Below are 19,676 nucleotides of genomic sequence, written 5' to 3'. Positions count from 1 at the left end.
CTACGTTGAATGACTGCGAGAACGAACTTGTTTCGGCCGAGATGGTCTGCGCGCGCGAGCATGCTCGCGGCGACCGCACGATCACCTCGCCGTGGCTACCCCGGCCGTAGCGGCACCACCGCCGTTCGCGCGAGCGTGTAGGCCGCGGTCTCGGAACCGATCTCGGAGGTCGCGGCCCGGTCGAAGACCTCACGCCGGGGGGCGGATGCGCGCAGGCTCGCCCAGTCGCTGAGGATGGGAATGAGTTCCCCGCGCGCCCACTGCGGCGCCTGATCCTCGAAGTTCGGCGAGCGCGGATCACCGCTGACGCCCAGCGGCACGATCCAGCGGCCGGCGTCGCGGTCGGCCAGATCCCAGACGTATCGGGCGGCCGATCCCAGACTGCACGCATGGGAGAACCCGACGGCGCTCGCATTGGCGAAAACGCATTCGGAATCACCGCCCAGCGGCAGTCTGCTCGGCCGCACACGCGCCGACATCTCGGGGTGCTTCGGCGACATCCCGGCCAGATCCATACCGTGCAGCGGGTGCAGCACGTGCACGCTGCCCCAGGTCGGAACGGTTTCCAGCTCGGCCAGATGCGTGGCGACTGCTTCGACGGATTCGGCGAGCAGCCGGTCGATATCCACGCCGACACCGGGCGCCCGGTGCAACACCGAATCCAGTGCCGCCGCGAGCCGCGTCTCCACCACGAACCACGGGTTGAGCACCGGCGAGAACAGGTGTGGCACCGACAGTCCGCCGAGGGCCTCATGTCGGGCGATGGCGCGCACCAGGCGGGTGCGCACTTCGGCGAACACGTAGGCGTCGGTGCTGTCGGCCCGCATGGCGCCGTCCCAGGCGAGCAGCCTGCTGCGGACGTCGTCACCGGCCGGGCTCAGTTCGGTCAGCGCCGGTAGCAGGCCTCGGATGACGTCGGCGTGTTCGTTGGCGACATCGCCGTGGATGCGTTCGCAGCCGTCCACGGAAACGGCCGGATCGGCGGCGAGCAGTTCGCCGATCCGCGCCCCGCGGGCCGAGGCCGCGCATTCGGTGGTGACCGGTTGCAGCGGAAGCGAATCCGCGATGCGCTGGTTGGCGATCACCGAATAGTCGGAGACGCCCGCGTCGAAGCCGTCATCGGTCACCGAGGGCGTGACGTAACCGCGCCACTGAAACCGCGCGTCCCAGCCGGGGACGGGCAGCCAGTAGTTCTCGTGCGCGCGCACCGGAATCTTGCCCACCACATGGTGGGCCACCCGCCCGCTGGTGTCGGCGATGACGATCCGGTTGACCGGCTCCACCCACTCCCGCATGGCCTGCTCGACATCGCCGACGTTCTTGGCGAACAACACATCCAGCGCGGCGTCGAAGGTGACCTCGGAGTCGTTCAGCATGGGGCTGCGCAGGGTCAGCGCGAAGGACTGCTCCGGGCCGCCGAACAGCACCGGGCCGTTGCCGGTGCTGATGATCTCGAGGTCGACCGGATCGCCGTCACGCACCAGGATCTGCTCGTGCCGGATATCGGCCGGGCGCACACCGTCGGCCGATTCGGCGAGCACCTGCGCGCCCGATCTGCTGAGCCGCTCCAGGTAGAGGTCCTGATAGTCGGCCATGGCATTGGTGATCCCCCACGCCACCGTGCCGGAGTGGCAGAAGTGCGGGACGCCGGGAACACCGGCGAAGGAGAATCCGACGACGTCGAACTCCGGGCAGGCCAGGTGGAACTGCTGGTAGACGCCTGGCAGTTCCAGGAAGCGATGCGGATCGCCTGCGATCAGCGGCGCGCCGGTCGCGGTGCGTGTCGCGGCCACACCCCAGGCGTTGCTTCCGGACAGCGGTTCACCGAACGATTCGCGCGGCGCCTCGGTCCCCGGCGCATCCTCGGCGAACCGCGCGAGCAGGTCGGTGAGGAATGCCTCGTCGGGGTAATCGGGCACGGTCTCCGAGGTGGCGTCCACTCCCTCGCAGTCGAACAGCGTCAACGCGTCGGCGCCGAGCGCGCGGACCGCATGCAGGCGCCACAGCTTCGTGGTGAAGCGTCCGAACAGGATGTGGTGCAACAGGAAAGCCGAGATCGGAGTCCAGGGCTGCCACGGGGTGGGCCGATGACCCAGTTCGGTCAGCTCGATGGCGTCGGCGGTGTCGACCGTGGCGTTGACGCCATCGACGTAGGCGCGGATCAACCGCTGCGAACGCGGCGAGGACGCCTCGTAGATCCGGCGGGCGGCCCGGTCGAGCTGGGCGCGACGGGCGAATTCGTCCCAGCCGACGCCGTCGGCGCCGAAGACCTCCGCACTGCGGCCCTCGGCCCGCAGGCGGATGAACTCGAGCTGCCAGGCGCGGTCGACGCCGCACGCATACCCCTGACCGAAGAGCGCGCCCTCGGCCGAATCCGCGATGATATGCGGGATGCCCTGAGCGTCCCGGATGATCTCCAGGTCCGCCGTCACGGCGTTGCCGGTCGTCACGAGACCGCCACCTCCTCGGCGCGCGCCGAATCGGCCGACGGCCGATGGCCCGCAATCGGGTTCACCAGTTCGTGGTCGGCGTCGACCAGGGTCGAATACGAATCACCGAGATTCACCATGCGCCGGTTGTTCGACAGCTGAAGACGATTCATGTGGATCGCCTTGAACGTCGGTGCGAACAGATCCCATCTGCAGAACTTTTCCGCCATATCGGGATGCTGCTGCTGGAACTCGATGACCCCGCGCGCGACAGTCGCCCAGAATTCCTGATCCGCGACCAGCCCGCGCGAATGCAGGATCAGCGCGAGATGGCGCAGGTAATCGTCGAATACGTCCGAGAGCACACCCATATTGCGGATCTCGTCGGCTTCCTCGGTCACCGCGCGACGGCAGGTGTCCGGAATACCTTCCGGCGCCGCGAAAATGGAGACCTCTTCGCCGATGTCTTTGAGGATGCCGCGTACCGGCACACCGCCGTCGAGCACCAGAATCAAGTTCTCGCCGTGTGGGGAGAACTTGAACTCGTACTTGTACAGCAGATACATGATCGGCTGGAGATAGCAGCGCAGGTATCTGGCGAGCCATTCCTCGGCGGGTAGACCCGAACGCCGGATGATCGCCTCGACCAGCGGTTCCCCGTGATGGTCGATATGCAGCAGCGCGGCCATGGTGGTGAGCTGCTCGTTGTCGTCCACCAGCGGAACCGGGCTCTCCCGCCACAGCGCCGACAGCAGCTTGCGGTACTCCGAACCCGGCTCGGTGAGGGCGTTGTAGGTGGTGCTCCGATAGCCGATCGCCGCCACCTCGTACAGCATCTCGAAGCCGAGCGACTTCAGGTACGGATCGCCGTTCACCTGGGCGCGGACCCAGTCGTTGATCAGCGGCGTGGTGCGCATGTAATCCGCGGACATACCACGGGTGAAGCCCATATTGACGATCGACAGCGCCATCTTCACGTAGTGGCGGGCCGGATTCGACACATTGAACAGCGTCCGGATGGACTGCTGCGGCTGGTACAGATCCGGCGCGTCGCCGACCTTCACGATCTTCTGCTCGGCGATGTCGACCGCGTAGATGCGCGCGATCTTCTGCACCCACTGCCACGGGTGCACCGGCAGGTAGTAGTACGCCGCCGGGTCGAGGCCTCGGGCGATGAGCACGGCGTCGAAACGCGTGAGCGTCTGCGCGCCGAGCTCCTCGCGCACCAGGCTGTCGTAGTCGAGGCCGGCCACCGCGGCGAAATCGGTGTTGTCCCGCAGTACAGCCACCCAGGTCAGCGGGAATCGCCCGCCCGATTCGGGTGCGTAGCGCTCCACATCGTCGGCGCTGAAGCCGAGCCGGCCCGCGTTGGCGACGATGCAGGGGTGCCCCTCGGTCATCGTCCGCTCGATCGTCTGGAAATCGGCTTCCGCCAGTTCCGCCGCCGTGATGCGCCGCCCATCAGGGCGATTCGTGCTGATGGCGAGCGTATTGGTGAATTCCTCGAGATATTCCGGCAGTACTTCCTGGGAAATGCCGAGGGAATCACTGAGATCGATGATCAGGTCGATCGAGTCGAGCCGCAGTTCGGCGCCGTCGCGTACCCGCCGCAGCGACGATTCGTCGATGCTCCAACTATCCAGGGACAGGACCTCGGCGCGGAACCGGTACTCGGTGCGGCCGTCGTCGGAATAGACCACGTACAGACCCGGCGACAGTTCGACCGGATTGACGAAACGCTCATGACAGAACTCGGACAGGATCTTCTTCGCGATTCTGACGTTGTAGGTCTGCCAGAACGAACGATGGTCGGCCGAAGCCTCGGTACTACTCAAAACGCTGCCTTCTCAGAGATTGGAACGCTGATCGACGGCTGCGAGAGACCGCCCGTTGTCCGTCACGCGAATGAAACTCGCCCGAGTGCAGTAGCTGAGCCGGGCCACCTTGTCCGCCACCGGATAATCACCGGCGACCACGAATCCGACGGCGGCATTGAGCGCCTGCACGTCCAGGTTGCGCACATCCGGCTCGACCACGACACGCTGCGCACCGAGTTCGAAGAACGCGGTCCGCATGATGTGCAGCATCACGTTCCCGGTGAACGCCGGAAGCCTGCGATCGGTGCTCGCGACCAGCAGGTGCATACCTACATCGCCCGGATCGTGCTCGTACCCGGTGCCGGGCTTGGCCAGATCGCTCGTCGCGGGGTTGTACAGCTCGAACAGGAACTGCGGTTCGCCTTCGAAATAGCCGATGCGCATACCGAAGCGCGGATCGGGATCGGCGCCTGCCTCCCGGATCAGTTCCCGCACATCGGCCACGCTGCTGTCGAGCATGCCCCAGTACGCCGACTTCGGATGGTTGAGCCAACCGTGGGCGACGACGGCATCACGCTCGATGTCCATCGGCCGGGATTCGAAGTGGTACACCGGCGCGCTCACGGTCTCGGGGCCGGGTGCGGGACTGTCCCACTGCCCTTCGATCAGCAGATCGAGCAGGCGCACGTAGTAGTCGAACATCGACCGTGCGGTCTTCGGCGCCAGGTCGGGAGTACGTACACCCCAGTTCACCAGCAGTCCGCCCGGCACCTCGACGACCTTGGCGTCCAGCAGCATCTGCGGACCCTGCGAGACGATCCAGGACGGCTCGCCGAGCACCTCGGCCACCACCGGCGAGAACAGTTCGCCGAGTCCGAGTGCACTGGTGAACACCACCGGCGACAGCACCGGCTCGCCGAGTTCGCGCAGGACATCGAGGCCACCGGCAATACCCCGTCCCGCCGCCTCGTGCATCGCGGTCCGCATACCGCTTGCCCGCTCGGCCAGGGGCTGTTCCTCGGCGAGGTCCACGTCCACGACGATGGTCGAAGTGAATGCGCCGACCACCTCGTCCACGCCGGAGTGCACCGCGTCCCGGTCGTGCAGCGGCACCGTCAGATGGAATCGCCTGCTGGCCGAGAACGCGCCGACGGCCTCGGCGAACGCCGCTGCCATCGCTGCCGCGGGTGTCACTCCACGCTGACGAGCGCCTTCCTCCAGCCGCTGCCTGCCCGCGGCGTCGATCAGGTGGTGCAGGCGCAACGTCGCGGGCGCCGCATCGGCACCGGCAGCGTTCGCCGGAAGTTCGGGCGGGCCGGGCAGATCGGCGATCCGCGCCTTCCACCAGGCCACATCCGTTTCCCGCGCACGGCGCCGCGCCGAAAGGGCCGGAAAGGTCGCGCCGAGTTCCGGGAGATCCTCACCCAGATACAGACGCGCCAGATCATCCACCAGCACGCGATAACTCATGGCGTCGGCCGCGATCATGTCCACGGCCAGATGGACCCGTCCGCGCCCTTCGGGCAGCAGGGTCAGGTCCGCGTGCAGTACGGCGGCTTCGCCGGTCGGCAGGCTGCGTTGTGCACCCTGCTGCCGCCGTTGTTCCAGGGTGTCGGCAACCGACGTCGGCGAATTCTGCCGGAGGTCGTGTACGCCGACCATGTCCGCGGGCGCGGCCCCGATGACCTGGGTGCCGTCCTGCAGCGGCCGGACGCGAAGCATCGGATGGCGCTCGAGCAACGCCGCCACCGCCGCACGGAAACACTCCGGATCCAGCGCGGGGCCGTCGAACTCGACGTAGAGATGTGCGGCGCCGCCGCCGAGCGCGTCATCGCGTGAACGTCCGGTCCAGTACGCGTGCTGCGTAGTCGCGAGCGGGAAAGCGGCGGCAAGATCCGCATCATCGAAATCAAAAGTGGTGGAATCGCTGTCGACCGATCGGCACTCGCCGAGTAGGGCAGCCCAGGCATCGATCGTCGGATCGGCCGCCAAACGCGCCAAATCGGCGTCATAGCCGAGACTGCGCCACCGGCCCACCAGCCGCATCATGCGGACCGAGTCGAGACCCTGCTCGATGAGGTTGGCGCCGGTATCGACCTCGTCGGATGGGATCCCGAGCACCGAACCGATCTCCGCTTGGAGATCGATCTCCGTACCCAGCTCTGGACGAGCAACCACCATCAGAACGCCTTCCGCAGATCAAGAACTCCGCCGGTTAGCGCACCCTAAAAAATTAGGGTGCACTAACTCGCCAACAGAGCATAGCCAAAGGTGTCCGCACGACAAGCATGCTGCGACTGTGACAAACAACCGCCGCTCTCGAATTGGACCCCAGGCAAGCTTAGGCTACACTAACCAGCCGTCCGGCAGGGTCGGCTCGGAGCGAGGAACCCGAAAACCGTGTCCGGGGCGGGTGGCGGATGCCTCCGTCGCTCAGTTCGCGCCCACCGGAGTGGAATCCGAGGCGATCCGCCACCCGGCAGCGTCGTGCTGATGCGCCCAGAACTCGGCGAACCGACCCTGCGCAGCCAGCAACTCTTCGACCGTGCCGTCCTCCACGACGCGGCCGGCCTCGAGGAAGAGCACCCGAGCCGCGCCGGCGATAGTGGACAGCCGGTGAGTGACGACCACGCGCGTGCGCTGCCGCGGGTCGTCGGTGATCGCGGCGACCACCGCGGCCTCGTTTTCGGTGTCGAGTGCGCTGGTGCCCTCGTCGACGAGCAGCACCGATGATGGTTTGAGCAACGCCCGTGCGATCGAAACGCGCTGGCGTTCACCGCCGGACAGCGCCGTGCCCGCGTCTCCGACCAGGGTGTCGAGCCCCTCGGGCAGGCGATCGGCGAACTCCTCGACCCGCGACAGCCGCAGCGCCGATGCCAATTCCTCCTCGCTCGCACCTGGATTGCCCGCCAGCACGTTCTCCCGGATCGTGCCCGCGAACAGGTACGGCTGCTGGAACACCATGCTGGTCACTACCGGACGATGCGCCGGATCGAGGGCGCCACGATCGACGCCACCGACCAGGATCTGACCCGTAGTCGGCTTCTCCAACCCGGCGACCAGACCGAGCAGGGTGCTCTTGCCGGAGCCGGACGGGCCGACCACCGCAGTGACCTCACCGGCACGGAACTCGACGTCGAAACCGTCCAGCACCGCTGGGGTGTCGTGCCCATAGCCGAAGGACACCCCGCGCAGTTCGACTCCGGCAGCGCCGGATTCCGCGGCCTGCTGCTCGGCAGCGTCGGTGACAGGTTCGGGCGCGTCGATGACGGCCCGGATATCACGCAGGATGCCCCGGCTGGTCTCCAGCGCAGGCGCCAGATCGGCGAGCGCGCCGAACGGTTCCAGGAATCGCACGACCACGACGATGAGCGCGACGGCCTCGGGCGCGCCGATGGTGTCGTTCACTGCGAGCCATGCCGTAGTGCCCGCCAGCAGCACCAGCGTTATCTGGCTGGCCACACTGAACAGGATCTGCCCGGGAATGTTCAGCAGCAGCAGGCGGGTCGTCGCGCCGTGTTGGGTGGCGAGCGCCGTGCCGACCTGGCTGCGTTCGGGTTCCACCCGGCGGGCGGCTCGAAGTGCGGCCTGGGTGCGAGCGAATTCGAGGATGCGGGCGGTGAGCGCGCTGTTGGACTCCTTGGCCACCTCGTCGGCCCGGCGGGTGATCCGCCCGCTGGCCCACAGGGCGCCGAGCAGCAGCGGGACGGCCAGCAGGGACACCGCGCCGAGCTGCCACGCAACGGGCACCAGCCCGATGCCGATCGCGAACGGCAGCAGAATCGACTGCACCAGTGGCGTCACCTGGTAACCGAGCAGTCCGACCAGGTCGGGGCCGTTGCTGGCGATGGCGCGGCGAGCGGTGGCCGAATTGTCTTCGCCGAACCAGCGCAACGGGATACGGGCGACCTGTGCGGAGACGTCGCGCTGCGCGTGTTCGAGGATGGTGAAGCCGAGGTCGAAGCCGACGCGCGAGGCGATCGCGTCCACGATCCACCCGGCGGCGACCGCGACGGTCAACGCACCGACCACCGGCCAGGCCTCGGCGGGATCGTCACCGAAAAGCGCGGCGACGAGCGGGACGATCAGCACCACACCGATCGCACGCAGGAGGGTCGAGACGACGATCAGCGCGAGGTATCCACCGAAACGCGCACGGCGCTGCGGGGGCAGCAGGCTGAGCAGGGTGCTCGTCATCGGGCGGTCTCCTTCAGATCGGCGGCAACGGCGCCGGCTTCCCACAGCTGCCGGTAACGGCCGTCGGCCTCGAGCAACTCGGGGTGTGTACCCGACTCGACCACCCGGCCGCCCTCGAGCACGACGATGCGGTCGGCGTCGGTGACGGTACGCAGGCGATGAGCGATCACCACCACGGTGCGCCCGACGGTCAGGCGGTTGATGGCCTGCTGCACCAGGTATTCCGATTCCGGGTCGGCGAAGGCGGTGGCCTCGTCCAGGATCAGCACCGGGGTGTCGGCGAGCAGCGCTCTGGCGATCGTGAGGCGCTGGCGCTCACCGCCCGACAGCGCGGCGTCGGCGCCGAGCACGGTGTCGTAGCCCTGCGGCAGCCGCAGGATTCGTTCGTGGATCTGCGCGTCGCGGGCCGCCTGCCGCACCGCATCGTCGGTGGCGTCGGGCACCGCGAGGGCGATGTTCTCGCGCACTGTGCCGTGCACCAGCTGGGCGTCCTGGAAAACGAATCCGACCTGCTGATACAGCTCATCGGCGGTGAGCGTGGCGATATCGCGGCCGCCGACACGGATGCTGCCGGCGTCGAGGTCGTGAAAACGCGCCATCAGCGCGGCCAGCGTCGACTTACCCGCTCCGGAGGGCCCGACCAGGGCCGTGACGGTACCCGGCTCGAGGGTGAGCGAGACGCCGTCGATCACGGGGACACCGGGGCGGTAGCCGAAACTCACCTTGTCGAGGACGACTCGGCCGGCCGGGTGCGCCGAGTTCGCGCCGTCGGCACGCACGCCGAGTTCGGCCTCGTCCAGCGTGAGCTGGATGTTGCGCGCCGCGATGCGGCCTTCCTTCAGCCCGGACAGGCCGTAGCCGATGCTCAGCAGGCGGGACCCGAAGGTCGTGCCGAGGAACAGGAATGGCAGCAGGTTCACCGGATCGAGGCGATCGGTGGCCACCAGGGCGGTGCCGACGACCAGAATGAGCCACAGGAAGGTGACCGGCCTGGTGATGATGTCCATCGCGGCCTTCTTGCCGACGAACGGACGCTGCCAGGTATCGAGGAAGCGGATGTAATCGTCGAGACTGCGCCGGAACGATGAGGCCGCCGCACCGCCGAAGATCCGAATGACCGGCTGGCCGTCGAGATAAGAGGCGGCCTCGCCGTTCATCCGCTCGGCCCAGCGCTGCGACTGCACGATCTTGATCCGCGACTGCGCCACCATCGAGAACATGATGAAGACATAAACGAGCACGGGCACCAGCAGCACCAGGCCAAGTCGCCAGTCCACCCACAGCAGGTAGCCGAGCACCACCAGCGGCGCGACAACCGCGGCGACGGCGTCGATGACGGCGTGGGTCACCACATAGTGCAGCGACAGCGTGTCATTGGTGATCAGCTTGTTGATCTGGCCCGAACCGCGTGCGGTGAACCAGCCCAGCGGCAGCCTGGCGAGTTTGGACAGGAGTCGTCCACGCAGGTCACGACTGAACCGCGCGTCGACGGTGTGCAACCACAATTGCATCGCGAGTTCGAGCAGCGCACCCAGACCGAGTAGCGCCAGCGCCCACAATCCGAGCGTCCACAAGGTGGACTCGTCGCTGCCGTCCAGCAGGTTGCGGGCGAGCTCCACCAGCAGCACGTACGGCGCCAATTGGACCAGTGTGATGAGCAATTGCAGGACACCCGCGATATACAGCTTGGGTCGTACCTCGGCGAAGAGCTTGCTCGCCGCCTGCGAGCGCCAGTTGCCGGGTGGCACAGCGCTCGTGGCGGCAGGTTCGGTGGCCACGGCCGGCTCCGGCGTTGGCGTGGTCTCCGATGCGACTTCGGTCGCGGCGGTAGTGGCCGCAACGACGGCCGCGTCGTCCGCGGCGGGGGCAGGCGTGAGGTTCGTTGTCTGCGCGGCTTCGATTTCGGCGCCGTCTCGTTGCTTGCCCATGGAGCGACCGTGCACCCAGTAGGCCTGGGTATAGACGTCGTTCTTCGGGAAGCCGAATTCCTTCAGCCGCGCGCGGACATGCTTGAGCGACTTCGACTCCGGGCCCGCCCACGCGTACCAGTTCGACCAGTCACGAGCCTCCAGCGCGGCGGCGAGGGCCTCCTCCGACGTTCGCGGCACCCAGTGCACCCTGGCGCGAGGGTGGGAGGTCAGCGGGATGAGGAGATCGTCGTCGTGATGCTGTTCCAGATACACCTCGACCGACATCTGCGGCGGAACCGCGGCCAGGATGGAGTTGATCGCCGGGAGCGACGCCGAATCACCGATCAGCAGGTATCCGGCCTGCTCCTCGGCGACCGAGAAACCCTTCGATCCGAAAGAGGTGACCTCGATCGTCTCGCCGCCCCGGACGGCCAGCGCCCAGGCCGAGGCAGGCCCGACGGGTTCGTGCAGGACGAAATCGATGGCGAAGCGCCCGGTTTCCAGATCCGCCTCGGCAATGGTGTACCCGCGTTGGAATTCGGTCTCCGAGCCTGCCGGGTCGGGGAACCAGATCCGCAACCACGCGGTGGGTTCGATGTCGATCTCATCGAACAGTGAGGGCGCACTCAGCCACACTCGCCGCATCCGTGGTGTCGTCTGTTCGGTGCTCAGCACCGTGGCGTTGTGGTATTGAACGCCGAACGCGTTCAATACCACAGCCGAGAAACCTCTGCGCGCCATGTATTACTCGTCCTCCATCACGTATGCCGCAAGTAGCCGACCCGGCGCAGCATCGACGGATGCGATCGGGCAGGGCGGTGGCGACGATCCGCTCATCCCAAAACTTAGGTAAGCCTACACATGGCAAATCCGAATAACCAGAGCGCCAGATCGGCTCGCACACACCGAACAGGGGCGTCGCCGGCCGTCGCGGGCACCTGCGAGCGCCCCGATTTCGGGTAATGAGCCGGGATCGGTGTCACCGGATCGGGTTGGGCAGTAGTCTGTGCGCGTCCGGCGGCGACAACCAGCCGCCAAAGAAGGGAAACCGTTGTTTCGCAAGGCGCTCACTGCATTCGCAGCTACCTCGGCCGCGGCGATCGCCATCGGCGCTGCCGCGGGTCCGGCATCCACCGCTCCGGTCCACACGCAAGCACCAGCCGTGGCGCCTGCGGCATTCGAAGGACTCGACCCATGCGGACTGGTTCCGCCTGATGTGGCCGATCGGATCAGCGGTGTCCCCGGAATCCAGCCGATCCGTCAACCCGGCTTGGCCCCCGGCCAGCACCTCGAGGATTCCGACGGCTGCAGCTGGCTCGTCGGCGAAGCCGAGCGGATCGGCGTGATGTTCTGGGTCCGCCAGCGGGTGGAGCAGTTCCCGCAGAACCCCGACGACCCGACCGCGCGCCGCCTCATGCAGCAACTCGGCCGCCCGTTCCAGGTCTTTCTCCCCCACCCTGGCGAGACCGCCGAATACTGCAGCATCACCGCCCCTTACAGCGCCAACCGTGAGGTGACGGTCATCCTGCGCCCGCCGGCGCCGGGCCCCGCTCCGGCCACTCCGGCCGACAATCCCTGCTCCCGCAATGTGGAAGCGCTCGTGTCCATCTTCGCCAAGGTCCCGTGGAGCTGAGCCGGCCGTCCTGATGGGCCGGGCACACCCTCGGGGTGCCCGGCCCATCCGCGTCTTATTTGCCGACTGCGGCGAAGGTGGGGTCGAGCTTTTCCAGCACGTACGGCACCGACAGCGCGGTCGGAGTGTTGATCGCGCTGATGGTGATGGTGTCGAGGAAGGTCATGCCGCCCGACTTCACGGCGGGCAGCTCGTTGTAACCCGGCAGTTCCTTGAACTTCTGCTCGTAGGTGGGCATGGCACCGCACATCAGGATGTCGGAGGTCAGATCGCCGAGCCGCTCCGGCGACAGCGCCAACCGCCCGCCCTCGGGAGCTTCGTCCACGATGTTCTGCGGAATACTCACCCCCAGATCGTAGAACAGCTTCGAGGAACCGTCCTCGGGGTCGGCCAGCACCATGAGCTGCGAAGGGCCGGTCAGCATGCAGGTCAGGAAGGTCTTTCCGGCCAAGTTCGGGTACTTCGCGGAGACATCTTTTATCTTGGTGTCGACGTCGGCGATCACCTTGGCCGCAGCGTCCTCCTTGTGCAGCACCTTGCCGAGCGTGGTCACCTGATCGGTCCACAGGTCGACCTGCGCGCCCTCGGTGACGGGGCCGATGGTCGGCGCCAGCTTGGAGAGCTTGTCGTACATCGCCTGATCCACCAGGAAGGCGGGCACCAGAATCAGATCGGGTTCCAGGCCTGCGATCTGCTCGGCGAGATCGGAGCCCTGCTTGATCACCGTGGCCTCGGACAACGAGTCCGGCTCCCACGGCACCTTCTGCCCGCCGGCCACGACGGAAACGTTGTCGGCGTAGCCGACCGGAGTCACGCCGAGGGAGAGGGTGGCGTCGAGCCACTGATTGCCGATGGTGACAACACGCTCGGGTGTGCCTTCGACGGTCGTCTCGCCGAGGGCGTGCTTCACAGTGACGCCCTCGCCACCGTCGCTCCCGGAGTCGGAGCCACAGGCCGCCACCGAGACGGCGAGTGCCGTCGCGATCGCAGCCATTCCCAACCGCGCGAGCACCCCGCGCCGCGCTGTCGTTCGTGCCAATCTCATTCCGTACTCCTTGCGGTTCAACCCCGACCAATTCGGTTGATTGTAGGTAAGGCTAAGCTCCCGCGAAGGCAAGCCGGCCATCGACCGTCCATCTGGCGGTGTCGCCGGTGCGGAGCAGGCGGAGTCCCGGATGGAACGGGTCGTCGATGAACCGGACCGCCGCCTCGCCGCAGGTGAACTCCGAGGCCAGTGCGATCCCACCGACATAGACATCGCCGAGGACCCCCGGCGGGACCGGCCGCAGCCGCTGATCGAGCAGCAGGATCGTCGCGCCCGGTACCGGGCGCGCCAGGCTGGTCTCACCCAGCGAGCCACGCGCGGCAGCACCCAGATAGCCGGGCACCCGGTAGGCGAAGGTGGCGACCGAATCCGGCGCAAGCTCCCGCAGCCGCACGGAAATGCCCGGGGTCCCATGGATTCCGGCGACATCCCACCGAAGCACCGTTGGCAGCAGCTCGATATCGCTCGCGGCCACAGCGGCGAGCAGACGTGGCGGGGCGATCACCTGGGTGACGGCGTGCTCGGCGATGACCGCGGCCAGCGCCACCGGATCGGTGCGCTGCACCTCGGTGGCGAGCACCAGAGTCGCGCCGTCGGTCAGCGCGGCGAGCAGATCCACGACCAGCTGCGGGTCGCGAGGATCGAGCGCGAACAGCCGCACGTCCGGGCGGCGGCGAGCCGGATCCGACCCGGCACAGCGGCGATCGGCGGCGACACAACGGCGGTCGGCCACGGCCGCCGCGCAGGCAGCGGCGGACAGGATCGACGCACCGATAGTGACCGTCTGTACCGGGGCGGCGATCGGCAGGTCGTCGTCGCGGTCGCGCACCCTGATCGGCGCAGGCGCGGCGGGCGGTGGCATGAGCTCGGCCACGGCACCGATCAACCGGTCTACCGCTGATTCGCCCGCGCCGCATGCACCGGCCGAACTGTCGTCCAGCCGCTGGAACAGCTCGCCGAAGGTGAGCACCTCCGCGCCATGGCGCAGGGCCACCCGGATGCCAGGAACGGCCCTGCCGTGCCGGAACAGGGCTGCCGGGCTGCGAATATCGGACGGCTCCACACCGGTGGACCATTCACCGAGCACCCGCTCGCGCTCGGCCGAGGTCATCAGCCGCACCTCTCCTACGGTGCGTTCGGGTACGTCGGCGAACTGGTCGAGCACATGCAGCAGATAGCGCGCGAACATCGCGATGGTGGCCGGCTCGTAGCGCCCGGCATCGGCGATGACACCGGCATCGACCTCGCCGTCATCTGAGGTGCTGAAGGTAAAGGTCAGGGCCTGCGGCGCGGCCGGCTCGGGCGACAGCAGCCTCATGTGGACGTCATCGGTGAGCCACGCCTGACCGAACCCGGCCGCGTCCTCGCAACGAACCACCGCGTGCGGTGCAGGCTCGCCGGTGGTCGACCGGTCGGCGATCGGCAGATCCACATCCCGGCCGACCGTGCGGACCGCAGCCCATGTGCGATCGAGCACCTCGGCCAAGCTCGGCTCGCCGGACATATCGGTGCGCAGCAACCGCATATGCGCCAGCGGTCCCACCAGATCGGCCGCCGCGGAATCGGTGCGACCGGTGACCGGCACCGCAAGGGCGATATCGGTGCCTGCCCCGAGCGCGTGTAACAGTGCCGCGACAGCCGCCTGATACAGCACGAATTCCGAAGCACCGCAAGCTTCGGCCTGCGCCGCGAGCCGGTGCCGCAGCCCGGTCGGGATGCCGAAGGTCACGGTATGCGCTTGCGCAGACCTTCCCGCGTCCGGCCGATCGACGGCAATGTCCACCGGTGCGGGCAGGCCGCGCCGCGGCGGTCGCGATTGTCCCGCTGCCGCGGATTCGGCCACCCCGAGCTGCCACAGCGTGTAATCGGCATGGTCGATCGCCGGTGCGGGCCACTGCGGCGCACGGCCCGTGCCCACCCGGCAGCGGTAGGCGATCGCCAGATCCGAGAGCACGGTGCGCAGGGAACGGTCATCGACGACAAGACGATGCGCGACCAGCGATAGCACGCGGATATCGTTGTCCAGCAGGAATATTCGCGCTTCCAGCAACGGACCAGAGGCGAGATCGAAGCTGCGCGCACCGGCCTCGGCCAATGCGGCACCCACTGCGTCCTCCGCTACCGGAGCCGTGGTGGTGATCTGCACGTCGCAGGCTGGGCGGATCAACTGGCGGGGCCCATCGCCATCAGTCGGGAAAACGGTGCGCAACGCGGCGTGCCGATCGACCACATCGCCGAGCGCGGCGGTCAGCACGGCCTCGTCCAGCGGGCCGGTCAGCCGGACCGCCGTCTGCACCACCGCCTTCGCACCCGCCGCCCATTCCGCGCGCTGGGCATCCGAGAGTGGAATACGTTCGGGGCGAGACTGTTTCGTCAGCGGCGGCAAACCGTTCGCACCCACGGTCACCGGCTGGGACTCGATCAATGCGGCCAGCCCGGCAACCGTCGGGGTGTCGAACGGCGCTCGCACATCGATCTCCACGCCGAATTCGGCGCGGATGCGCACCACCAGCTGGTTGGCCAATAGGGAATGCCCGCCGAGTTCGAAGAACGAGGCGTCGGCGCACACCTCGGTGTGTCCGAAGATCTCACCGAAGAGGGCCGCTAGCCGGATCTCGGTGAGCGTGGCCGGTTCCCGCCGGGTCCGGGCACCGATGCGGCGCGCTTCGGGCAGCGCACGCTTGTCCAGCTTGCCGTGCTCGGTCAGCGGAACCCGTTCCACCGGTGCGAAAGCCGATGGAATCATGAAATCCGGCAGCGTCTTCGCCGCATAGTCGCGCACATCCTCGAGGTCGAGTGCACCGCCCGCTGGCACGACGTACGCGGCGAGGGTGGTACCGAGTACACGATCGACCGTCGCGACCACCACACACTGCGCGACACCGGGATGACCCGCGATCGCGGCCTGTACCTCGCCCAGTTCGACCCGGTAGCCGCGCACTTTCACCTGTTCGTCGGCGCGGCCGACGAATTCGAGCGCGCCCGCGCGATTGCGCCGCGCCAGATCACCGGTCCGGTACAACCGCTTGCCCGGATGGAAAGGGTCGGCGACGAAACGTTCGGCGGTCGGCCCGCGCCGGTCCAGGTAGCCGCGGGCAAGCTGATCACCGCCGAGGTAGATCTCACCGATGACACCGGCGGGCACCAGTTGCAGCCGATCGTCGAGCAGGTAGGCACACACATTGCGGTTGGGCACACCCACCGGGACGATCCGCGTCCCCTGCGGGCCCTCCACCGGCATGTGCGTCGCCGACACCACGGCCTCGGTGGGTCCGTAGTGGTTGCGCAACTCGGCGTCGAAGACACCGGCGAACCGATCGGCCACCTCACCGAGCAGCGCCTCGCCACCCACCGGGACGTGGCGCAGTGCGCGCCATTCGCTCACCTCGGGCAGCAGCAGCAATGCGCTCAGCATCGACGGCACCATATGCAGCACGGTGACGCCGTAGCAACTGATCAGATCCGCGATATAGCCGATATCGCGGAAGGCGCACGGACGCGGGATCACCAGTCGGGCACCGAGTGTCAGCGTGACGAAGATATCGAGCAGCGACGCATCGAAGCTCACCGACGACGACTGCAGCAGCCGGTCCTCGGCCGTCATGCCCCATTGCGCACTGAATCCGAGCAGATGATCGGCGATCGCGGCATGGGCGACCGGCACTCCCTTGGGCGTACCGGTAGAGCCAGAGGTGTAGATGACGTAGGCCAGATTCTGCGGGTGCAGCGGACGAATCCGGTCGGCATCGGCGGGATCGTATTCGGGATGGGCGAGGGCCGATTCCTCGGCGGCAGCGAGTTCGACCCGACCGAGTACCAGGCGCGGCCTGGCATCGCCGACCAGGAAGTCGATGCGCTCCTGCGGGTACGCCGGATCGATCGGCAGGTAAGCGGCGCCGGATTTGAGCACGGCCAGTACCGCGACGACGAATTCCGCGGAATTCGACATGCGCAGCGCCACGATGTCTTCGGTACCGATGCCATGGCCGATCAGCCAGTGCGCCAATCGGTTCGCGCGCCGGTTCAGTTCGGCACCGGTCAGTTCCAGGTCGTCGGACGGGCGGTCGGCGCAGGCGATGACGGCCACGGAGTCCGGTGCGGCCGCCACGCGCCGCTCGAACAGCGACGCCAGCGTCTGCGGCACCGTCTCGACCTGCTCGCCATGGGACACCTCGTGCAGCTCGGCCAGCTCGTCGGCGCCGAACATGTCCAGCTCACCGAGGCATTGCCGGGGATCGGCGAGCGCGCTGTCGAGCAACTGGAGGTAATGAGCGAGTAGTTGCGCGGCCAGCTCCGCATCGACCCGGCCCGGCCAGTACTCGATATCGACGCGCGGTGCCGCCGGATCGAGGGTGACGGTGAACCGCAGTGGTACCGGTAACCGCGGACCGCCGAGTTCGAGCATCGTGGTCGTGACACCGTCGAGCGCGAAACCCGCACCGCTGGTGCGGACTCCGAAACCTGCCCGCACCAGATGTTCGAGCCCGTCGCTGGTACCGGTGCGGTCCGGGTTGATCGCATGCACGACCCGGTCGATGCCGATGTGCTTGTGCGCGAGCGCTTGCGCCAATCGATCGCGCATCGCTGCGGCAAAGTCTGCGAAGGCGATATCGGATCGCGGGGTGGCCCGCAGCAGCACTGTGTTGCCGAAGTAGCCGATGCGGGCGCCCGCATCCGGGTCCCGCAGGGTCACCGGCATCGCGACAAGGAAATCGGTTGCGGCCGTATAGCGATGAATGAGCGCGGCGTACGCGGCGAAAAGGACCGCACCGGACGTCGAACCCGTCGCATCGGCGAAAGCGCGCATCCGCGCCACCAGCTCGACCGGCAACGCGCGGCCGTGACGTTCGGCGGACTTGTCCGCGCCGCCTGCCACCGGACTGCCCGGAAGTTCCAGTAGTTCGGGCAACGGGTCGAGGGTGCGCCGCCAGAATTCGAGGCCGGCACCGTCGTCGGCGTGGCGGGCGGAGTCGGTGAACCGGGTGACCGCGCGATGTGCTGGCGCCGCACCGTTGTAGACCGCCTCGAGCTGGGAGGTGAACACCCTCAGCGATTCGTCGTCCCATGCGATCGTATGCGCGACCAGCACCAGCACGAACTCGTCGGCACCGGTGCGGATCAGGGTCAGTCGCAGCGGTGCGTCCGCGGACAGGTCGAACGGGCGGGCGAGTTCGCGGCGCACCAGCACCTCGACCCGGCGGGTCGACCCCGCCGCCGACCGCCCGGACAGATCGTGCTCGAGCCAGGCGGGCGACAGTTCGGGGCGCACGACCTGATAAGGCTCGCCGCCGATACCGAGGCCGTAACTGGTGCGCAGGATGTCGTGCTCGGCGGTGACCGCATCGACGGCCAGGCGCAGCCGCGCCACCTCGAGTGTGCCGGAAAGCCGGTAGGCCACACCGATATTGAGCGAGGCGTCCTCGGGATCTCTGGTGTGCAGGAACCAGGCCCTCGACTGACCGGGTGCCAGCGGTCTGCGTGGGCCGGACACCGGTGTGCTCACCGACGTCCGGCCTACGACACCGCTGTCGCCGTGACGGCGCAGGAGATCGGTACGGCGCGCCCGCGGGCTCGCGACGTCGTTGGCAATCCTCGACATGGTTCCCTCCGGCCCCCGCGCTGAATCGTCGCCCCTGGTCTAGCTGACTCGTTATCGCCTGTCAGGCGGGTGTATCGGTGAGATACCCACCGCGGCGGAAGAACTCGGCGCCATCGTGTTCGGTGCCGTCGGCGGTGCGCACCCGAGTGATCACCAGCGCCTGGTTGCCGCCGCGGAAGGCGTCCGGCCCGCAGACCACGGCGCCGCCGTCCTCCTGCACGATCACTCGACCGGGCGTGCCGCCGTAACGGGCCGAGGACAGGCGCGAGGCCAGAATCTCCACCTTTTCGCCTCGGTAGTGGCTGAACGCGCGCGGGTACGGTGCCGACAGCGCGCGCACGAAGCGCTCCAGATCCACGGCGGGCCAGTTCCAGTCGACCCGGCTGTCGCGGTCGGAACGCTTGTGGAAGTAGGTGCGTTCGTCCTTGTTCTGCGGCGTCCACTCGGCGGTGCCGGTCGCCAGCGCATCGAGCGCTTCCTTCACCGCGCCCGGAATCAGCTCCATACCGGCCAGCACCAGCTCGGTGCCGGTGGCGTCGGGGCCGATGGGCAGCGAGTGCTGGACCAGGATGTCGCCGGTGTCGAGCTGCTCATCCATCCGATGCACGGTGAGGCCGAACTCACGCTCGCCGCTGATCATCGCCCAGAGCACCGGCGAGAATCCGGTGAACTTGGGCAGCAGCGAATCGTGCAGGTTCAGGGTGCCGTGCGTGGGCATATCGTAGAGTTCGGCGGGCATCCAGGTGTACCAGCTGTTCACCACGATGACATCCGGTTCGGCCCGCTTGACCAGGTCGATGGTCTCCGCGTCGGCGCGCTCGGTCAGATGCACCGGGATGCCGTGCTCACGCGCCAGCTCCTCCACCGAATCCGACCAGATGCCCTTATAGGAATCCGCACTGGCCGGATGCGTGACCGCGAGCACCACCTCGTGCTCCGAATCGATCAGAGCCTGCAGAGTCTTGCGACCCCAGGTCTGGAAGCCGAACGACACGATGCGCATAAACCGAAACCTTCATCCTCGATGCCAAGTAAGGCAAGCCTAG

9 protein-coding genes are annotated in these 19,676 nt (G+C 67.6%); 1 reads left to right on the top strand and 8 read right to left on the bottom strand.

From position 1 onward, the window contains the following. Nucleotides 1-95: 95 nt before the first annotated feature. The 5 genes from ACFXNW_RS05780 to ACFXNW_RS05760 form a co-directional block, all read right to left on the bottom strand. Complete coding sequence (locus tag ACFXNW_RS05780; protein ID WP_379416139.1) at nucleotides 96-2,450, bottom strand: penicillin acylase family protein; 2,355 nt, start codon at nucleotides 2,448-2,450, stop codon at nucleotides 96-98. Then, nucleotides 2,447-4,264: an IucA/IucC family protein gene (locus ACFXNW_RS05775; protein ID WP_379416138.1), complete on the bottom strand. Its 1,818-nt coding sequence runs from the start codon at nucleotides 4,262-4,264 to the stop codon at nucleotides 2,447-2,449. The genes ACFXNW_RS05780 and ACFXNW_RS05775 overlap by 4 nt, the downstream gene beginning before the upstream one ends. Nucleotides 4,265-4,276: 12 nt before the next feature. Then, nucleotides 4,277-6,427 (bottom strand): GNAT family N-acetyltransferase, encoded by a 2,151-nt coding sequence (locus tag ACFXNW_RS05770; protein WP_379416136.1) that lies wholly within the window; start codon nucleotides 6,425-6,427, stop codon nucleotides 4,277-4,279. Between the two features lie 252 nt (nucleotides 6,428-6,679). After that, nucleotides 6,680-8,443 (bottom strand): ABC transporter ATP-binding protein, encoded by a 1,764-nt coding sequence (locus ACFXNW_RS05765; RefSeq protein ID WP_379416134.1) that lies wholly within the window; start codon nucleotides 8,441-8,443, stop codon nucleotides 6,680-6,682. Next, the gene (locus ACFXNW_RS05760; protein WP_379416132.1) at nucleotides 8,440-11,094 is read right to left on the bottom strand and encodes an ATP-binding cassette domain-containing protein; all 2,655 of its coding nucleotides are present in this window, start codon (nucleotides 11,092-11,094) and stop codon (nucleotides 8,440-8,442) included. Before ACFXNW_RS05760 ends, ACFXNW_RS05765 begins: the two co-directional genes overlap by 4 nt. Nucleotides 11,095-11,404: 310 nt before the next feature. On the opposite strand from ACFXNW_RS05760, the gene ACFXNW_RS05755 reads away from it, so the two are divergent. Beyond that, nucleotides 11,405-11,986, top strand: a complete 582-nt coding sequence (locus ACFXNW_RS05755; RefSeq protein WP_379416130.1) for a DUF3558 family protein — start codon at nucleotides 11,405-11,407, stop codon at nucleotides 11,984-11,986. 55 nt (nucleotides 11,987-12,041) lie between these two features. Here the strand turns inward: ACFXNW_RS05755 and ACFXNW_RS05750 are convergent, their stop codons facing one another. The 3 genes from ACFXNW_RS05750 to ACFXNW_RS05740 form a co-directional block, all read right to left on the bottom strand. Then, nucleotides 12,042-13,031 carry an ABC transporter substrate-binding protein gene (locus ACFXNW_RS05750; RefSeq protein WP_379416129.1) on the bottom strand — a complete coding sequence of 330 codons (990 nt, stop codon included), beginning with the start codon at nucleotides 13,029-13,031 and terminating at the stop codon, nucleotides 12,042-12,044. A 52-nt stretch (nucleotides 13,032-13,083) separates the two neighbouring features. Continuing rightward, nucleotides 13,084-18,630 carry an amino acid adenylation domain-containing protein gene (locus tag ACFXNW_RS05745; protein WP_379416128.1) on the bottom strand — a complete coding sequence of 1,849 codons (5,547 nt, stop codon included), beginning with the start codon at nucleotides 18,628-18,630 and terminating at the stop codon, nucleotides 13,084-13,086. Nucleotides 18,631-18,691: 61 nt separating this feature from the next. Next, nucleotides 18,692-19,633: a methionyl-tRNA formyltransferase gene (locus tag ACFXNW_RS05740; RefSeq protein ID WP_379416126.1), complete on the bottom strand. Its 942-nt coding sequence runs from the start codon at nucleotides 19,631-19,633 to the stop codon at nucleotides 18,692-18,694. Between the last annotated feature and the right edge of the window lie 43 nt (nucleotides 19,634-19,676).

The sequence above is a fragment of the Nocardia sp. NPDC059180 genome (assembly GCF_042754945.1).
GTDB lineage: Bacteria > Actinomycetota > Actinomycetes > Mycobacteriales > Mycobacteriaceae > Nocardia.
The sequence above is the reverse complement of the archived record's forward strand: the minus strand, read 5'-3'. Positions and strand labels throughout refer to the sequence as shown.

Coding starts and splice junctions, on each gene's coding strand:
- ACFXNW_RS05760 (WP_379416132.1), bottom strand. CDS start 11,094: ATGGCGCGCAGAGGTTTCTCGGCTGTGGTATTGAACGCGTTCGGCGTT.
- ACFXNW_RS05765 (WP_379416134.1), bottom strand. CDS start 8,443: ATGACGAGCACCCTGCTCAGCCTGCTGCCCCCGCAGCGCCGTGCGCGT.
- ACFXNW_RS05750 (WP_379416129.1), bottom strand. CDS start 13,031: ATGAGATTGGCACGAACGACAGCGCGGCGCGGGGTGCTCGCGCGGTTG.
- ACFXNW_RS05740 (WP_379416126.1), bottom strand. CDS start 19,633: ATGCGCATCGTGTCGTTCGGCTTCCAGACCTGGGGTCGCAAGACTCTG.
- ACFXNW_RS05770 (WP_379416136.1), bottom strand. CDS start 6,427: ATGGTGGTTGCTCGTCCAGAGCTGGGTACGGAGATCGATCTCCAAGCG.
- ACFXNW_RS05745 (WP_379416128.1), bottom strand. CDS start 18,630: ATGTCGAGGATTGCCAACGACGTCGCGAGCCCGCGGGCGCGCCGTACC.